At 45.0% G+C, this 18,024-nt stretch carries 16 protein-coding genes, 1 tRNA gene and 1 riboswitch; of the genes, 3 read left to right on the top strand and 14 right to left on the bottom strand.

Annotated features, from left to right (window positions below; translation table 11 throughout):
• Positions 1-41 precede the first annotated feature (41 nt).
• From ubiB to rmuC, 4 genes are all read right to left on the bottom strand, one after another.
• The gene (ubiB, locus tag MHO82_RS07550; protein WP_239183264.1) at positions 42-1,676 is read right to left on the bottom strand and encodes a ubiquinone biosynthesis regulatory protein kinase UbiB; all 1,635 of its coding nucleotides are present in this window, start codon (positions 1,674-1,676) and stop codon (positions 42-44) included.
• Positions 1,673-2,278: an SCP2 domain-containing protein gene (locus MHO82_RS07545; RefSeq protein WP_239183263.1), complete on the bottom strand. Its 606-nt coding sequence runs from the start codon at positions 2,276-2,278 to the stop codon at positions 1,673-1,675. The genes ubiB and MHO82_RS07545 overlap by 4 nt, the downstream gene beginning before the upstream one ends.
• A 7-nt stretch (positions 2,279-2,285) precedes the next feature.
• The gene (ubiE, locus tag MHO82_RS07540) at positions 2,286-3,074 is read right to left on the bottom strand and encodes a bifunctional demethylmenaquinone methyltransferase/2-methoxy-6-polyprenyl-1,4-benzoquinol methylase UbiE (protein WP_239183262.1); all 789 of its coding nucleotides are present in this window, start codon (positions 3,072-3,074) and stop codon (positions 2,286-2,288) included.
• A 101-nt stretch (positions 3,075-3,175) separates the two neighbouring features.
• Complete coding sequence (rmuC, locus tag MHO82_RS07535) at positions 3,176-4,696, bottom strand: DNA recombination protein RmuC (protein WP_239183502.1); 1,521 nt, start codon at positions 4,694-4,696, stop codon at positions 3,176-3,178.
• A gap of 138 nt (positions 4,697-4,834) precedes the next feature.
• Between rmuC and MHO82_RS07530 the strand changes: the two genes are divergently transcribed.
• Positions 4,835-5,755 carry a DMT family transporter gene (locus tag MHO82_RS07530; RefSeq protein ID WP_239183501.1) on the top strand — a complete coding sequence of 307 codons (921 nt, stop codon included), beginning with the start codon at positions 4,835-4,837 and terminating at the stop codon, positions 5,753-5,755.
• 48 nt (positions 5,756-5,803) lie between these two features.
• Here MHO82_RS07530 and MHO82_RS07525 read toward each other — a convergent pair whose 3' ends face one another.
• Positions 5,804-6,091 (bottom strand): hypothetical protein, encoded by a 288-nt coding sequence (locus MHO82_RS07525; protein WP_239183261.1) that lies wholly within the window; start codon positions 6,089-6,091, stop codon positions 5,804-5,806.
• A 200-nt stretch (positions 6,092-6,291) separates the two neighbouring features.
• Positions 6,292-7,512, bottom strand: a complete 1,221-nt coding sequence (locus MHO82_RS07520; protein ID WP_239183260.1) for a multidrug effflux MFS transporter — start codon at positions 7,510-7,512, stop codon at positions 6,292-6,294.
• Positions 7,513-7,609: 97 nt separating this feature from the next.
• Between MHO82_RS07520 and MHO82_RS07515 the strand changes: the two genes are divergently transcribed.
• Both MHO82_RS07515 and MHO82_RS07510 read left to right on the top strand, forming a co-directional pair.
• Positions 7,610-8,575 (top strand): LysR family transcriptional regulator, encoded by a 966-nt coding sequence (locus tag MHO82_RS07515; RefSeq protein WP_239183259.1) that lies wholly within the window; start codon positions 7,610-7,612, stop codon positions 8,573-8,575.
• A 68-nt stretch (positions 8,576-8,643) separates the two neighbouring features.
• Positions 8,644-10,434, top strand: coding sequence for an aminopeptidase P family protein (locus MHO82_RS07510; RefSeq protein ID WP_239183258.1), 1,791 nt, complete (start codon positions 8,644-8,646; stop codon positions 10,432-10,434).
• 187 nt (positions 10,435-10,621) lie between these two features.
• Here the strand turns inward: MHO82_RS07510 and thiH are convergent, their stop codons facing one another.
• The 8 genes from thiH to MHO82_RS07470 all read right to left on the bottom strand — a co-directional run bounded on the left by thiH (position 10,622) and on the right by MHO82_RS07470 (position 17,768).
• Positions 10,622-11,734 (bottom strand): 2-iminoacetate synthase ThiH, encoded by a 1,113-nt coding sequence (thiH, locus tag MHO82_RS07505; RefSeq protein WP_239183257.1) that lies wholly within the window; start codon positions 11,732-11,734, stop codon positions 10,622-10,624.
• Positions 11,735-11,742: 8 nt separating this feature from the next.
• Entirely contained in the window at positions 11,743-12,507 is a 765-nt protein-coding gene (locus MHO82_RS07500) for a thiazole synthase (RefSeq protein WP_239183256.1), read from the bottom strand.
• 3 nt (positions 12,508-12,510) lie between these two features.
• Positions 12,511-12,774 (bottom strand): sulfur carrier protein ThiS, encoded by a 264-nt coding sequence (thiS, locus tag MHO82_RS07495; protein WP_239183255.1) that lies wholly within the window; start codon positions 12,772-12,774, stop codon positions 12,511-12,513.
• 50 nt (positions 12,775-12,824) lie between these two features.
• Positions 12,825-13,583 (bottom strand): HesA/MoeB/ThiF family protein, encoded by a 759-nt coding sequence (locus tag MHO82_RS07490; RefSeq protein WP_239183254.1) that lies wholly within the window; start codon positions 13,581-13,583, stop codon positions 12,825-12,827.
• Positions 13,564-14,871, bottom strand: a complete 1,308-nt coding sequence (gene thiE / locus MHO82_RS07485; RefSeq protein ID WP_239183253.1) for a thiamine phosphate synthase — start codon at positions 14,869-14,871, stop codon at positions 13,564-13,566. Before thiE ends, MHO82_RS07490 begins: the two co-directional genes overlap by 20 nt.
• A complete protein-coding gene (gene thiC, locus MHO82_RS07480; protein ID WP_239183252.1) occupies positions 14,871-16,802 on the bottom strand; it encodes a phosphomethylpyrimidine synthase ThiC in 1,932 nt (643 codons plus the stop codon). The genes thiE and thiC overlap by 1 nt, the downstream gene beginning before the upstream one ends.
• Before the next feature lie 104 nt (positions 16,803-16,906).
• Positions 16,907-17,006: riboswitch (TPP riboswitch) on the bottom strand.
• Between the two features lie 54 nt (positions 17,007-17,060).
• Entirely contained in the window at positions 17,061-17,444 is a 384-nt protein-coding gene (gene crcB / locus MHO82_RS07475) for a fluoride efflux transporter CrcB (protein ID WP_239183251.1), read from the bottom strand.
• A 247-nt stretch (positions 17,445-17,691) separates the two neighbouring features.
• Positions 17,692-17,768, bottom strand: a tRNA-Trp gene (locus MHO82_RS07470).
• Positions 17,769-18,024: the final 256 nt, after the last annotated feature.

Genomic DNA, 18,024 nt, shown 5'->3' with positions numbered 1-18,024 from the left:
GGTTAAAAAAGGAGCTAATCTTAGCCCGCTAACCTTACCGTTTATTGACGGTAAGCACGCCAGCTAAATAGCCAAAACGTGACTCCTGCAACAGCGCAGGCTGCAGAAAGTTGTTCAGTATAACTATTAAGAAGTATGGCAGAACATACCACTAAGGTCGCCCCAATACCAAACAAGAGCTTGCCTGTTGCTTGTTGGCGCTTACTCGCTCTATATCCTTCGTAAAGTGTATCCATTCTTTGGTTTAATACCTTGCCCTGGCGCAAACTGTCATAAACTAATTCTGGCAGCTCGGGAAGTTTTTCAGCCCAAAATGGCGCACGATCTTTTACCGCATTAATCACGGCTTGCGGACCCACTTGCTGCGCCATCCAGTCTTCCAAAAATGGCTTAGCGGTATCCCATAAGTCCAGTTGTGGGTATAACTGACGACCTAACCCTTCGACATAAAGTAACGTCTTTTGCAGCAGCACTAACTGAGGCTGCACTTCCATATTGAAGCGTCGGGCAGTATTAAACAGGTTAAGCAAAACATGGCCAAACGAAATATCGCACAATGGCTTAGCAAAAATCGGCTCACACACGGTACGAATCGCAAACTCAAAGTCTTCAATATTAGTGTCGTGCGGTACCCACCCTGAATCCACATGCAGCTCTGCCACACGGCGATAATCCCGGTGGAAAAACGCCAGCAGATTCTCTGCCAAATAGCGTTTATCGTCTTTGTTCAACGTACCCACGATGCCACAATCCAGCCCTATCCACTGTGGATTATCTGGATTTTTCGGGCACACAAACACATTGCCAGGGTGCATGTCAGCATGGAAGAAACTGTCGCGAAACACTTGGGTGAAAAAGACTGTCACACCACGTTCAGCCAGCAACTTCATGTTAGTGCCGTTTGCTTTCAGCCCTTCGATATCTGAAACTTGAATCCCGTAGATACGCTCCGATACCATCAAGGTTTCCGAGCTGAGATCGCTGATCACCTCCGGCACGTACAGTTCTTCACTGTTTTCGAAGTTGCGACGCAGCTGAATGGCGTTAGCCGCTTCTCGCATTAGGTTCAGCTCATCAAGCAATGTTTTTTCGTATTCACGCACCACTTCAACGGGCTTTAAGCGCCTCGCTTCTGGCAACAACTTGGCCACAATACGAGCCATGCGGTACATCAGTTTAATGTCCGCTTTTATCACCGGTAAAATATCGGGGCGAATAACTTTAAGAACGACTTCACGGCCATTTTCTTTCAACTTTGCGGTATGAACTTGCGCAATAGAAGCTGAGGCCAATGGCACAATGTCAAAATCTGTAAACCAGTTCTCTAGTGGACCACCCAAAGCCGCTTCCATTTGATTTTTGGCTAATTGACCATCAAATGATTCCACTTGGTCTTGCAACAAAGCCAATTGATCGGCAATTAACGGCGGGAACAAATCGCGACGGGTAGACATCATTTGACCAAACTTGATCCACACAGGACCAAGCTCTTGCAATGCCAAACGTAAACGTTCACCAAGTGGTTTTTCTGGGTAGCGGTTTTTAACCCAAAAGAGTCCTTTGCGCAGAGTTTTAGGCACTTGAGTAAAGGCTTGTTCCGGTAGCAACTCGTCTAAACCATATTCAAGTTGCACTTTGGTGATGTGATACAGACGTTTCATTTCTGCCGGGGTCATGTGCGCTCCAACAGGCGGTTTAAGCGGGCTTCTAAACGAGAGACTCCACTGTTTAAGTCATCAACTTGATCACAAAAATGGGCAATTTCTAATGGCGCAGGGGCCAATTTCCACTCTTCAGTGATCACTTCAGCCAAATGCGTCTGGTGTTTTTGAGCGCGTCCTTGCAACCAAGACAGGCCACCTTTTACACCACTCACCACAGTATGAGCCACCACATCACCAGTGTATTTGGATAGCTGCTCTTCAATATCAGGTTTTAAGCCACTGAGTAACGAAGAAAATTGCTGCGCAAGTTGGATATCTCCTTCCAACACCAATTGATCCGATTTAATCAGCTGCGTTAGATTAGCTTGCTCTCGCAGTTCAGGCAGCACAGATAAATTCAATGCAAGGTAACAATCGGGTTCACCTTCGTATTGAGAAAGCACATCAATCTGATGGCTAAATATAAAGATCAGATCTTTTTTTAACTCTTTCAGGTGGATCTTAATCACTTTGCCTTTTAAACGAGTCAATCGGCGCGTGTTTTCCGGATCGTCTTGCAACAGCTTATTAATCGCTGTTTCAACAACACCTGTAACAAATGGGTCTAAAGGCATATTGTCCTCAGAATTTATAACCGCGGTGAAGAGCCACAATACCACCCGTTAAGTTGTAGTATTTCGTTTGCTCAAAGCCAGCGTTTTCCATCATGCCCTTCAGTGTCTCTTGATCTGGGTGCATCCGAATAGACTCGGCTAAATAACGGTAACTTTCTGCGTCATTCGCAATCAACTGACCCATTTTTGGCAATAAATGGAAAGAGTACGCGTCGTACACTTTTGATAACGGCTCAAGAACTGGTTTTGAAAACTCAAGCACCAATAAGCGACCACCCGGCTTTAACACACGGAACATAGAACGCAATGCTTTGTCTTTATCCGTCACATTACGCAGACCAAAAGCAATGGTAATACAGTCGAAGTGATCATCAGGGAAAGGCAGTTCTTCCGCATTGGCCTGTACGTAATTTACATTGCCCACAATGCCCATATCACGCAGCTTATCGCGACCGACATTCAGCATGGAGTTGTTGATGTCTGCCAAAATCACTTGGCCTTCATCGCCCACAATGCGAGAAAATTTCGCGGTCAAATCACCAGTGCCGCCGGCTAAATCCAGTACACGATGACCAGGACGAACTCCACTGCAATCAATCGTAAAACGCTTCCACACACGGTGAATACCACCCGACATTAAATCGTTCATGATGTCGTACTTTGCGGCAACCGAGTGAAAAACTTCCGCAACTTTTGCTACTTTTTCTTCTTTGGCTACGGTTTGAAAACCAAAATGAGTTGTATTTTGTTCTTGCACTGAAGCGCCCTGAGATGAGTTTACTGTTGAATCCGTCATGTATTTTCCCCTAAAGAATAGAGCACCACTTCAAACAAATGATGATGTATTTCGCTCAACCAAGCAAAATTGACCATCACCAGTCTGAAGCGGTACTGTGCTTAGTTTACTTTATCGGCCTCACTAGCACCAAATGTTTGCACTGCCTCATTGTCAAAAGCTTGCTCTATGGCAGATCGGCTAATGTCTCGTTTTACCTCTACACCAAGTTCTTTAAAGCTTTCGGCTTGGCGAATTAAATTACCCCGCCCAGACACCAGTTTATTCATGGCCCCTTGGTAACTTTGGTTGGCTTTATCTAATGCCCCGCCCATCGCTTCCATGTCATTCATGAATAAACGCATTTTGTCGTACAGTTTACTGGCTCGTTCTGCAATCACTTTGGCATTTTGATTCTGGCGTTCATTTCGCCACAAATTATTAATGGTACGAAGCGCTACCAGTAAGGTGGTTGGGCTCACAATAATAATGTTTTGTTCCATAGCATCACTGATCAAGCTTGGGTCTGCCTCAACAGCCACTTGGAAAGCCGGCTCTACCGGAATAAACATCAACACGTAATCTAAACTACGAATGCCATGTAACTGATGATAATCTTTTCTCCCTAGCCCACGCAGATGTGCACGAATGGCAGTCAGGTGATCATCTAACGCGATTTCACGCTCGTTAAACGTTTCTCCGTTAAAATAACGTTCATAGGCAACCAAGGCCATTTTGGCATCCACCACCACGTCTTTTTGTTGCGGTAAATGCACCACCACATCAGGTTGATAACGCTTACCTTCATCATTTTCTAAGTTAACTTGCGTATGATATTCATGCCCTTCACGCAAACCCGACTCTTGCAACACGCGCGCCAGTACCACCTCCCCCCAGTTGCCTTGCTGCTTATTATCTCCTTTCAGGGCCTGGGTTAAGTTCACCGCTTCTTGCGTCATCCTTTCGTTTAACTGCTGCAAACTGCGAATTTCGTGCACTAAGGTATGACGCTCTTTGGCTTCAAAACCAAAACTGTCGTTCACCTGCTTTTTAAAACCTTCCAGCTGCTCTTTAAGCGGTGATAACAATCCTTCTAAACTCACCTTATTTTGTTCATCGACAGTTTTCGATTTATGTTCAAAAAGCTGATTTGCCAGGCTTTCAAACTGCACTTTTAAACGTTGCTCTGCATTTTCTAACAACACAATCTTTTCTTGGGCTGAACGTCGCTCTTCTTGGCTACGCGCTTCTTGTTCACGCAAATCAGCTTCTAACTCCGCCGTCCCACGACGCGATTCTTCCAGCTGCTGTGTTAAATAAACGCGCTCTTTTTGCAGTGCTTCAAAATGACGCATCTTTTCTACCGCAGCCATGAGCCGCCCATGCATTTGACGAAGTTCCATGGCCATTTTGTCGCGTTCAATATCCAGTTCATCCAGCTCATTGTTTTTCTCATCAAGCTGCATTTGCAATTGCTGCAAGTGGCTTTGTGCTAATTTTTTTTCCGACGCCAATTGCTGCTCTAACAACGCTGTTTGCTGTTGGTAACGGCTTTTAAACCACACACTGCAACAACCAAGACTGATAACACCGCCCGACACCGCTGCCAACACTACATGACTGTATTCAGCCAACCACTGGATCATGCTCTACAACCTAACTTTCAAATGCTCATTGGGATTATGAAGCTAGGCTATTCGGATACTGGATCAATGTCCAGTTTTCGCTGTACGGTTACCTATATAGACTGAGTGCCTTTTCTCTTAGTTGAAGTTACTGCCATGGATGAACGTCGTGCTATCGGCTTTGGTATTGCTGCAGTATTACTGTGGTCTACCGTTGCTACCGCTTTTAAAATTACGCTTGAATATTTAACCCCAATTCAGATGTTAACTGCTGCTAGTTTTGTATCAGCATTAGCCTTGGCAGGGGTAGCCACTTACCAGAAAAAAATTAAGTTACTAATACCCACGTTTCTTGCCAACCCTGGTTATTATTTTTTGTTAGGCTGCATTAATCCATTGGCTTATTACCTTATTTTATTTAAGGCTTATGAATTATTACCCGCCTCTCAGGCTCAACCTCTGAACTACAGTTGGGCGATCACCCTGACCTTAATGGCCGCCGTTTTTCTTGGTCAAAAAATCAGAAAACAGGATTGGGTAGCTTGCACATTAGGTTATTTTGGTGTGGTGGTCATTGCCACAAAAGGGGATGTCATGGCGCTGCAATTTGACAGCCCAATGGGGGTAGCCTTGGCATTGCTATCGACATTGTTGTGGGCCATGTACTGGATCCTAAATGCAAAGAATAAGGCCGATCCAATTCTTGGCTTATTATTAGGCTTTTTGGTGGCGCTGCCTTTTGCATTCGGTATAAGCCTTTACGAAGGCGCTGGCTGGAGCCATATTCCATGGCAAGGATGGCTAGCCGTTAGCTATGTGGGTCTGTTCGAAATGGGAATTACTTTTGTATTATGGTTAAGTGCACTCAAGTTGACCCAAAATACAGCCCGTATCAGTAATCTTATTTTTGCCTCCCCATTTATTTCTTTACTGCTACTGGCCACTATTATTGGAGAAACCATTCACAGCTCAACACTAATAGGGCTAGTACTCATTGTTATTGGGTTAATTATTCAGCAGATTGCATTTACGACCAAAAATAATGGGACAAATAAAAAGCCCCACACAGAAATATAATCCGCTGATTAATATATGCATCAGTAAGGGAGGAGACTCCCTTATTAATTATTTCGTATTCGTTAAATATTCACGCAGCTCGTCGGCACTAAAACCATCTTTTGCTATTTCGGCTGCTAATTCAGATATACGCTCACCTTTGCGTTCTTCAATTACTTTCTGGAACTGAAATACAAAGTCTCGTAAATAATTAATAGGAACCTGTCTTGCGGCACTGCGAATACGTTCTTCGCTTTGATTGCCTAATTCCGTCAATAATTTGCCAAACATCAGTTTTTCTGGCGAATCTTCCATCTGTTCTAAGATGCGCGCCATTTCAATCGTGGATAACGACATAGGTAATACATGCCTTAATATAACAAGTATAAATGAGGTTGATACCGAACGGCTCATCATCTGCACAAGTCAGATAATTATTCAATTCAGCATAAGTTCGTTTGAATGTTAAATATACTACTGAATTCCTAAAACGGAAATAAAAAAAGCCAGTAAAATACAATACTGGCCTTTTAAATAACTATTTCCGTCGCAAAATGTTAGTTCACTTTAACGGGGGCATGCCATTGTTTACCCAAACGAGACCAAAGAATCAGCAAGCCTGGTAATAAAAGCCACATTTGTAAGGTTAAAAGCAGTGAAGGAGCGAGCTCTAATCTTTGCATTGTGCCAACAATGACTCCTGCACCACTCATTTGAAATAACCCTAATAATGCCGCCGCAGTCCCAGCGCGATCACCAAACGGTGCTAACGCCTTTCCTGCCGCCGATCCCAGTACCCACGCAAAACCAACTGACGAGAGAAAGATCGGAACCATGAAAGCCCAGGCTTGCTGAATTTCACTCAGGGCCAGCATCAATCCTCCAGCGAGAACCAACACGGATAACCCTAAATTAAGCGCACTACGTGTGCCAAATTTATCCATGTACTTTGGCGCTAGCATACAAGCTGCAATGTTAAAAATCGCATTCACACCAAACCACATAGTAAAGTCACTCATGCTTAGACCTAGTTTCCCCATCAGTAATGCCGGAGCAGAGGTCACATAAGCAAGGATCACGGCCATCGCTAACATGCACAGCGTGGCGTGGAATAAAAAGACAGGGTGTTTCAATACCGAAAAATAACGACTTGGGCTGATTAATCGGCCTGAACTTTGCGTGTGCTCAGGGCGTGTTTCTTTAAAGAACACCGCAATAAACAGAAAAGCAATCACTGCAAACCCGGCCATAAAGCTGAAGTTTGAACGCCAACCGAACTCATGGGTTAACCAACTGCCAAGAATCGGAGCGAGGGCAGGGATAAAACAAATCGCACCATTTAGATAGCTAATCATCTTCCCGCTTTTCTCAGCGCCAAAGCTGTCACGTACCGCCGCAAAGGCCGCCACTGAGGTTGCACAAGCACCAAGACCTTGCAGTAAACGCGCCAGCAAAAGCATATCGATTTGTGCCGCGCTCCAAGCAAATAGAGCACTGAAGCCATAAATAAGAATACCGCCTAACGCAATTGGTCGACGACCATAGCGATCCGCCAGTGGGCCTGCGAATAGCTGTCCAACACCCATGCTAAACATGAACCAGGTAATACTGTCTTGCGCCCACGCCATTTCGACCCCAAAATCGGTGGCCATCATGGGTAAGGCGGGTAAGTAAATATCAATGGCCAATGGGCTAAACAGCACGAGTAGCACCATCAAGGCTATCAATCGTCTGTCTGTTGACATGGTTTGTGTTGGTATTGTTTGTGCGCTGTTCATGGTTCACCCCTACTTCAATCGCTGTAGTGTATTCGATTCGTGATATGAACAGAAATGCTTTATATTGAGGTTAGAATTTCCATATAGGAATATCTCTATGTTTTTTGAAAAACTGACTAAAATAGATTTAAATTTACTGATCTGCCTGCACGTTTTGTTAGAAGAGTGTAACGTCACGTACACAGCCAACCGACTGCACCTCAGCCAGTCTGCGGTCAGTAAAAACTTGGCCAAATTACGAGAGCAATTTAACGATCCTCTTTTTACTCGTACCGCCTATGGCTTAAAACCGACCCCACGCGCCGAAAAGTTAAAACTCAAATTGCAGCCTTTATTGCAAGACTTAGAAGCCTTTACCCGCCCTGAAAACTTCATTCCAGAAACCAGCGATCGCCGTTTTAAAATGGCGTTAGTAGAGAGTACTTACCCGCTGATCTTGCCCCATTTTTTAACAGAGCTGTTTACCAAAGCCCCCCAAGTGACCTTAGATACCCACTCTTGGGACAGGCACACTTTTGAGCATCTGCAAAATGGCAAACTCGATTTAGGGATCACAGGCAAAGACATTAACTTTAATGATGCCCAGCTCACCATGATGCCTCCCAAAGACATCTGCTTTCAAGAAATATATCGAGACATGCAAATGTGTGTGGTGAGAAAGAATCATCCTGTTCTCAAGAAACCTTGGACACTCGATACCTATTTAAAAGAGCGTCATATTCAAGTTCGCTGTGATGGTAACGAAAGATGGCTACTTGATTACAAACTGGCAGAAGTAGGACTAGAACGAGATATTGCGGTATTGGTTCCTGATTTTAACAGTGCTGCCAGTTTATGTACCCACAGTGACTTAGTGTTCACGGCACCCAGCCATTATATTCATTTAATGGCCAAGCAACTGGATATGGCCGTTTTGTCTCTGCCAACAGAATTACCCCCGATGGCCTATACCCTTTTTTGGCACCAACACCAACAGGATGATCCTGCAAATAGCTGGCTGAGGAATATCATAATTAGCCACTGTAAGGATTTATCAAACAGTACAATTGCAGCGTATCCGTAAACAAGATAGCTTATAGAAAATTTACCGTCCACCAGACTAAGGGCGGAGTAACCACAAGGAAATCACAGATGCATGAAGTCACTTCTCAGCGTGTTGAGCAACTTCGCCAATGGCTAGTCGCCAACCAATATGATGCCCTCTTGATCCCTCATGAAGATGAATATCTTGGTGAGTATATCCCAGCACATAATGAGCGTTTGTTGTGGGCAACAGGCTTTACTGGATCAGCAGGTATGGCCGTGATCACCCAAGATAATGCCGCGATGTTTGTGGATGGCCGCTACGTTGTTCAAGTACGTAAAGAAGTCCCTGGTGACGTATTTGAATACCGCCACCTCATTGAAGAACCTGCCATTCAATGGGTTCAAGGTACCCTAGCACAGGGCAGTAAAGTTGCCGTTGATCCCCGCCTGCACAGCGCGGCGTGGTTAACAAAAGCCACAGCGGAAACAGAGGGTAAATTAGAGCTAGTTTCTCTGACAGCCAATCCAATTGATTCCTTATGGGCCGATCGTCCAGAGCCATTACTGACCGATGCCCGCCTAATGGGGCTAGAGCTTGTTGGGCAATCGAGCGCTGATAAACGTGCGTTGATTGCCGCGAAACTGAAAGAGCAACAAGCAGAAGCCGTACTACTTACTCAACCAGATAGCATTTGCTGGCTGTTAAACATCCGCGGCTTAGACGTACCATGTTTCCCTGTTCTGCTTTCTCATGCCATCGTCCACTCAGATGAAAGCGTCGATTTTTACCTAGACCCAAGCCGCCTACCTGCTGATTTTATTGATCACGTCGGGCGAGGCGTTCGTGTCCATAAACCCGATGCACTGGAAGCAGGCTTAAACAGTTTAGCCGAGCAAACGGTATTAGTAGATCCAACAACCAGCAACGCATGGGCAAGCTTAGTATTACACTCTGCTGGTGCTCATATTGTGGAATCTGCAGACCCATGTTTTCTGCCAAAAGCAGCCAAAAATGCCATTGAAATTGCGGGCATGAAAGCCTGCCATATCCGCGATGGTGCGGCAGTCAGCAAATTCTTAGCCTGGCTAGACAGCGAAGTGGCCGCTGGCAACCTGCATGACGAAGCCACCTTGTCAGACAAGCTCCTAAGCTTCCGCCAACAAGATGAAACCCTAGCCGACCTAAGTTTCGATACTATTTCGGCAGCGGCTGGCAATGCAGCCATGTGTCACTACAACCACATGAACCAACCAGAACCAGGTAAACTCGAACTGGGCAATTTGTACTTAGTGGATTCTGGCGGTCAGTACCCAGACGGTACTACAGACATCACCCGCACCATTGCGATTGGTGAAGCCAATGACGATCTTAAACAGCAATTTACCTTAGTGCTAAAAGGCCATATTGCATTAGCAACCGCTCGATTCCCGAAAGGCACGTGCGGCCATCAGCTGGATGTTTTAGCTCGCCAGCACTTATGGGCAAATGGCTACGATTATGATCATGGCACAGGCCACGGTGTCGGCCACTTCTTAAGTGTTCATGAAGGGCCACAACGCATTGCTAAAGTAGCAAACAACACAGCGCTATTGGCAGGCATGGTGTTATCTAACGAGCCAGGCTATTACCGGGCAGACGCGTTTGGTATTCGTATTGAAAACCTAGAGCTTGTTGTTGATGTCGAAACACAAGGTGATTTCAATGTCCTTGGTTTTGAATCACTAACACGTGCACCAATCGACAAACGTTTAATCAACACCAACATGCTGACTCGCCCTGAGCTGGCTTGGCTGAATGACTACCACCAAAAAGTATGGGATGAAGTGAGCCCATTATTAGAAGGTGATGATCTCGAATGGTTACTCCAAGCAACATCCGCACTAGCGCATTCATAATCCAGTAAGCAGTTGTTACTGGCAGCGGGTCATCTTCACTCATAAAAAACGCCGCATGTATTCCCATGCGGCGTTTTATTTTCCATTTCTATCCTACTAAGTCGTATCAGACATAAATCGATGTTGATGCACTGTTTCACGTGAAACACAGCACTCTGGACTAAATATTCTTCAACTCTGTATTCAATTACCCAGAATACGCCGGATGCCAGTCTTTCCAAACCGCCTCAAAGCCACGTTGTTTGACAGCCTGAGCGACTCCTTGTGCAGAGCGTTCATCGCTAATAGCAAACTGCTCCAACTCAGGCTCACCATTCGCGTAACCACCAGGTTGAGTTTTCGAAGCTGCTGACATACTCGTGATACCAAGCGGTAACACATTGTCTCTAAACTGCGCGGATTCGCGAGTCGACAACGACAATTCCACTTCAGGGTTCAGTAAGCGATACGCACAAATCAGCTGAACCAACTGCCGATCTGACATCACCGATTTTGGTTGTAAACCACCCTCACAAGGGCGTAAACGCGGGAACGAAATAGAGTAACGGGTTTTCCAATAGGTTCGTTCTAAATAATCCAGATGCGCTGCCACATAAAAACAATCGGTACGCCACTCATCCAAGCCAATCAACGCCCCTATTCCTATCTTATCAATCCCGGCTTTCGCCAATCGGTCAGGGGTTTCTAAACGGTATTCAAAATCGGTTTTATTACCACGTAAGTGATGCTCTGCGTAAGTCGATGGATGATAAGTTTCTTGATACACCATCACCGCATCGAGCCCCAACCCTTTCAGTTCCGCATAGTCTTGCTGATCCAAAGGCTGAACTTCCATCGCCAGATAACTGAACTGCTTTTTAATTTCAGGGACAGTCTGGCGAAAGTACTTCATTCCGACTTTGGTTTCATGCTCCCCAGTAACCAACAGCACACTATCAAACTGCATCTTTTTAATGGCTGCCGTTTCCGCACTGATCTCATCTAACGTTAATGTCCGGCGCTTAATGCGATTTTCCATGGAAAAGCCACAATAGGTGCAAGCATTCGCACACAAATTAGAAAGATAAAGCGGGATATAAAAAGAGATCGTATGGCCAAATCGTTTACGAGTCAGAACCGCAGATTGCTGTGCCATTTGCTCTAAGTACGCATCCGCAGCCGGAGAGATTAACGCTTTAAAATCTTCCAAATCACGCTTAGGTTTTGATAAAGCCCGCTCTACATCGGATGCCGTTTTACTGTAAATCGACAGTTTAACGTCATCCCAATCAAGCCGTTGCCACTCCTGAACAAAACTCATAATAACCTCTACTCATTTAGGAAAGAGGTTAATGGGCTGGATGCAATCGCGTGATTCACGGTGCCAGCTAAACCAGCTTCGTATGCCATTCGACCCGCTTCAACGGCCAACTTAAACGCTTTGCCCATTGCAATAGGATCGGCAGCCGCGGCGATGGCAGTATTAACCAATACGGCATCAGCACCTAACTCCATCGCCTCAGCGGCATGAGATGGTGCACCAATCCCGGCATCAACCACCACAGGTACTTTGGCCTGATCGATAATGATTTCTAAAAAGTCTCGTGAAGCTAACCCTTTATTAGAACCAATTGGCGCTCCTAACGGCATTACCGCAGCACAACCCACTTCTTCTAAATGTTTACATAACACCGGATCAGCATGGCAATAAGGCAAAACGATAAAGCCTTGATCCACTAAACTTTCTGCGGCCTTCAGCGTTTCTATAGGATCTGGCATCAAGTACTTCGGATCAGGGTGAATTTCTAGCTTCAACCAATTAGTGCCCAGCGCTTCGCGTGCCAGCTGCGCGGCAAAAATAGCTTCTTGCGCATTTTTAGCCCCAGAGGTATTGGGCAATAGATTCACACCTGCGGCAATTAATGGCGCTAGAATATCATCATCTTGGTTATCAATATCGACACGCTTAAGTGCCATGGTGACCAACTCAGATTCAGACGCAATGATGGAATTGGTCATTTTATCTCGACTCGCAAATTTACCCGTGCCGGTAAAAAGTCGTGATTGAAAGGTTTTTCCTGCAATAGTTAACATGCCTTACCCCCCTGCAATAGCTTGAAATAAGGCAATACGATCACCGTCATTCAAATCGGTTATTTCCCACTGGCTGCGAGCAATAATGGCATCATTCAGTGCAATGGCACTTGCTGCTAATGGTAGGTTCAGTTGCTCTAGCAATGCATACACACTGTTTCCATTTTCGAGCACAACTGGTTTTTCATTCACCCATACTTGCATGAGCTTTTCTCCTAAAGAACCGGGCTGACGCTGCATTTCTTTTTTATCTAACTTTGCCCACATTGAGTAAAACAGAGAATAAAAAGCAAACCGCCCGGTATATCAAACCACGCCTAACTGCCACACACAGAGCAATTAGGATCTTGTTTGATTGATAATTTTTGCCACTGATTCGTTAAACCATCAAAGTGATGCAAATACCCAAAAGTTTGCTCTTTCACCCCAGCCAATAACTTAATGGCTTCTAATGCCTGCAAATTTCCCACCGTTCCCACCACTGGCCCCATCACTCCTGATGTTGAACAATTTTGTGCTTCAGAATCACTAGTATTCGGAAATACACAGTGGTAACAGGGGCTATCTGGCTGACGAAAATCAAAAGGCATTAGCTGACCTTGCCAACCAATGGCGGCACCAGAAATAAGTGGCTTTTGAGCGTGGACACAAGCGGCATTCACCGCCTGACGAGTAGCCATGTTGTCTGAACAATCAAGCACAACATCCGACATCATGACTTCCATTTTCAGTTGCTGCTCGGCTAAACGGGCTTGAAGTGGCCTGACTCGAATTAAAGGATTCAACGCACTAAGCTGCTCTGCCGCCGCTTTGGCTTTGTTGACCTTTTCATCTGACTGGCGGTAGACAACTTGCCGCTGTAGGTTCGAACTGTCCACCACATCATCATCGGCGATCACCAACGTTCCCACTCCAGCACCAGCTAAATACAAACCCGCTGCTGAGCCTAAACCTCCAGCACCAACAATCAACACAGACGCCTTCTTCAGCTGATGCTGGCCAGGCTCCGAGACTTGTGGAAGCATAATTTGACGGCTATAACGAACAAACTCTTTATCAGTCAATGTGCTCGACATCAGTAACACCTTTTTTTGCCATAAACTCAGAAGTCTGAATATTATCACTTGGTGTTTGCTTCATGATCTGATGAAACGCATGAATAACAGATTGCGGGTTCTCCGCTTCTGTTACTGCTCGCACAACGGCTAAACTAGAAACACCTGTGTCCCACACAGCTTGCGCTCGTGATAAATCAATCCCGCCTATCGCCACCGTCGGAGTATCTCCCGCCAACTTCTGATAACAAGCCAATCGATTTAACCCTTGAGGTTTTGATGGCATTTGTTTTGTCGTTGTCGGAAAAATATGGCCTAGCGCGATGTAGCTTGGCTGAATTTTTCGAGCACGCAAAATTTCATAATAACCATGAGTAGACAGCCCTAACCGCAGTCCTTTATCTGCAATTAAAGCCAAATCTGCGACTTCTAAATCTTCCTGACCAAGATGTACCCCATAAGCGCTGTGCTTAATGGCCAGCTGCCAATAATCATTGATATAAACTTGAGCTTGGTGACGTTTTCCCGCAACAATAGCACGCTGAATTTGATCTTCTAAGGTCGGATCACCCGGGTTCTTCATACGAAGCTGAACCGTAGTTACTCCCATATCCAACAATTGCTCGACCCAATCTGCACTATCCACCACCGGGTAAAGGCTTAACTTTTTACCGTCCGTTGGAGCAAAGTGAGATGGAAAATGAATACCACTGTGCCACCCAATGCGATTCGCTAACTCACTTCCTGCAAGCACTGGCAATGGGAATTGCTCAACATCTACTGGCCATGTTTCACGTGAAACACATTCAGTCGCATTGAGGGAGTTTACAGATATCGTTGTTTCACGTGGAACAACAGCACGCGCTAAAGTAATGGCATCCTCAAGTAAGAAATCCATTGCTAACGCAGACAAAAACATGGCTCGTTGACGATCTTTATGGTTGTTACTATCAAAATAAATAGCGCGAGCTTCACCTTCATGATGCCAAACATCAACAAAACCATCGCCAGCCTGCACTCCGAGTAACACTAAGTGAGGGTTGGCAATAACGTCTTGCTGAGCTTGAGTAACGGAAAGTGACGGACTCGCTTCCAATACCACAATATCGAATGTTCCAAGCAATGCGGTTTCTGTCGCTTGAAACCATACCTTAAACTGCTTATCGGTTAGGTGTATGTCAATTTGATCCGTTGAGCTGACACCCAGCTCAACAGATTCACCTACCCCGTAAGTTCGGGCAGAAGAAAGTAATGGCTCAATATGACTTAACAACCACTGATGTGGAACTGGTAAGTGCAATGAGTTCATTAACTCTCTCCAACAGCCGAATGGTACAGCTCAGATCCCGACGCTTTAAACTCTTCCGATTTTTGATGCATGCCTTCTAGTGGATCATCTAACATTTTAATTTCGATGGCTTGATCGGCGGCCACTTGCTCAGTGTCTTTGGCGTATTCACGCACTTCTTGAGAAATTTTCATTGAGCAGAATTTAGGTCCACACATTGAACAGAAGTGAGCTACCTTTCCAGACTCTTGCGGTAAAGTTTCATCATGAAAAGCACGCGCAGTTTCAGGGTCTAGGCCGAGATTAAATTGGTCTTCCCAGCGGAATTCAAAACGTGCTTTCGATAACGCATTATCACGAATTTGTGCCCCTGGGTGACCTTTGGCTAAGTCCGCGGCATGAGCTGCCAACTTATAGGTGATTAAGCCCGTTTTCACATCCTCTTTATTTGGTAACCCTAAGTGCTCTTTTGGCGTTACGTAACAAAGCATTGCACAGCCATACCAACCAATCATTGCAGCACCGATCCCAGAGGTAATGTGATCATAGCCAGGTGCAATATCCGTCGTTAATGGGCCAAGTGTATAAAATGGCGCTTCATGACAATGCTCAAGTTGCTCATCCATGTTTTCTTTGATCATGTGCATTGGAATGTGACCAGGGCCTTCGATGATCACCTGCACATCGTATTCCCATGCCACTTTGGTGAGTTCGCCTAATGTACGTAACTCCGCAAATTGTGCTTCGTCGTTCGCATCGGCAATAGAGCCAGGGCGCAGACCATCTCCAAGAGAAAGAGCAACATCGTATTTCGCACAAATCTCACAGATTTCACGGAAGTGAGTGTAGAGAAAGCTTTCTTGGTGATGAGCCAAACACCATTTAGCAATAATAGAACCGCCGCGAGAAACAATACCCGTTACACGTTTGGCCGTCATTGGTACATAGCGTAATAACAAACCAGCATGGATAGTGAAGTAATCCACGCCTTGCTCAGCTTGCTCAATTAACGTATCACGCATGACTTCCCATGTTAGGTTTTCAGCAACGCCGTTCACCTTTTCAAGCGCTTGATACATAGGTACGGTACCAATCGGCACAGGACTATTACGCATGATCCACTCACGAGTTTCGTGAATATTACGGCCTGTCGATAAATCCATCACGGTATCGCCACCCCAGCGAGTAGACCAGACTAGTTTCTCAACTTCTTCTTCAATGGACGAACTCACTGAAGAGTTACCAATGTTGGCATTCACCTTCACCAAAAAATTACGGCCAATGATCATTGGTTCTGATTCTGGGTGGTTAATGTTTGACGGAATAATCGCGCGACCCTCTGCAACTTCTTTTCGCACAAACTCAGGAGTGATTTCTTTTGGTAGATTAGCACCAAAGTTATGACCAGGATGTTGGAAGTTCAGGGTTTCATCGGCATATTGCTGGCGACCCATGTTTTCACGAATCGCGATGTATTCCATTTCTGGAGTAATAATGCCTTTGCGCGCGTAATGCAGTTGAGTAACACATTGCCCTTCTTTTGCACGACGAATCGTAGGTAGGTTGCCATAACGTAACTCATCGAGTGTTTCATCATCCAAACGCTCTTGAGTGTACGCCGAGCTGACTCCATCCAAATATTCAGTATCACCACGCTCTTCGATCCAGCGCTCACGAAGTTTTGGTAAACCTTCATAAATATCAATATCGTAATCAGGATCTGTGTATACACCCGACGTATCATAAACCTGAATTGGCTCATTGGGCTCAAACACTGGGTTTTCTTTCGTACCACCAATTAGGCTTGGTGAAAGTGAAATTTCACGCATAGGTACACGAAGATCAGGGCGGCTACCTTCAATATACGCTTTCGTAGAGTTTGGGTATGGTTGAACAGATAGTGAATCAATAAACTGTTTTGCTTCCAGTCTCGCTTGTTTGCGATTCGACATAGCATTTTTCCTATAGTTAATATTTATTGGGGAAAATGCTTGGCGGATTATAATGCTACAAGAGGCGTAAGGGGATCCCTTAGCACAGATAGATCTAGATCAGATCTATGGTTTCTCTCGTTCCCTTCGCAGGTATTAGCCTGAATCAGGTTCAACGGATCCCGCAAATGCGGTCTCAGCCTTATGGCACTCCGACAAGTATCGTGTCGGAGTATATGCAAAAGGAATCTAAAAGAAAAGAGGGAAAATGTGTAAATGTTAAGATTTGGTGATCAACTGAAAACCAATCCAGGTGGCAAAAATACACACCACGACATTTAATACAACATTCAATCCCATTTTCATAAACTCCCCTTGCTGTAGTAAAGAAACATTATCCATTGAAAAGGTTGAGAATGTTGTAAGGGCACCTAAAAAGCCTAGGCCGATGATCTGGCGCCAAGGAGCAGAAGCAATCACGCCTTGCTCAATGGCAGCAGCTAATATTCCCATTAATAATGAACCAAGAATATTTACAGTTAATGTTCCATAAGGAAAGCCTCGACCGAAAACCGCAGCACACCATTCTGAAATCAAATACCGAGAACAAGCTCCTACAGCTCCTCCCATCGCAATAAAACCTAGTGTGATCGCCTGATTCATACATATTCTCAGTTAACTGGTGACAAAGTGTGAGGATACGGATAAATCCTACAGATGAAAATGAGCAAGAATAAAAAATAAAAGACTACAGATGAAAACATTTACGCTAACAGTAAATCACAAGGGAAAAAACGAGGGGTAGCAGCACAACATTGAAAGTACCACTTTATGTTTTTGTAGAAAGAGAATTTTAAAAACACTAGAAAGCAAAAAGGCCTTAGCATTTCTGCTAAGGCCTTCTTTAATATGGCAGGGGTGGAGAGATTCGAACTCCCAACACGCGGATTTGGAATCCGCTGCTCTGCCAATTGGAGCTACACCCCTACGAACTGGTAGCTATTCTATACAGATAATTCAGAATTACTAGAGTGATTGTCTATTTTTTCAAATTTAAATCATCTAAGTGCTTATTTATTAAGCATTAGTGGTAATTCTTAAGGTATAGAAAGCAAAAAACCCGCTTAAGAAGCGGGTTTCTTTAATTTAAAGCCTGGCGATGTCCTACTCTCACATGGGGAAGCCCCACACTACCATCGGCGCTATTGCGTTTCACTTCTGAGTTCGGCAAGGAGTCAGGTGG

This window comes from Vibrio sp. Of7-15, assembly GCF_022347565.1.
Classification (GTDB): domain Bacteria; phylum Pseudomonadota; class Gammaproteobacteria; order Enterobacterales; family Vibrionaceae; genus NORP241.
This window is presented reverse-complemented; position numbering and strand designations above follow the sequence as displayed.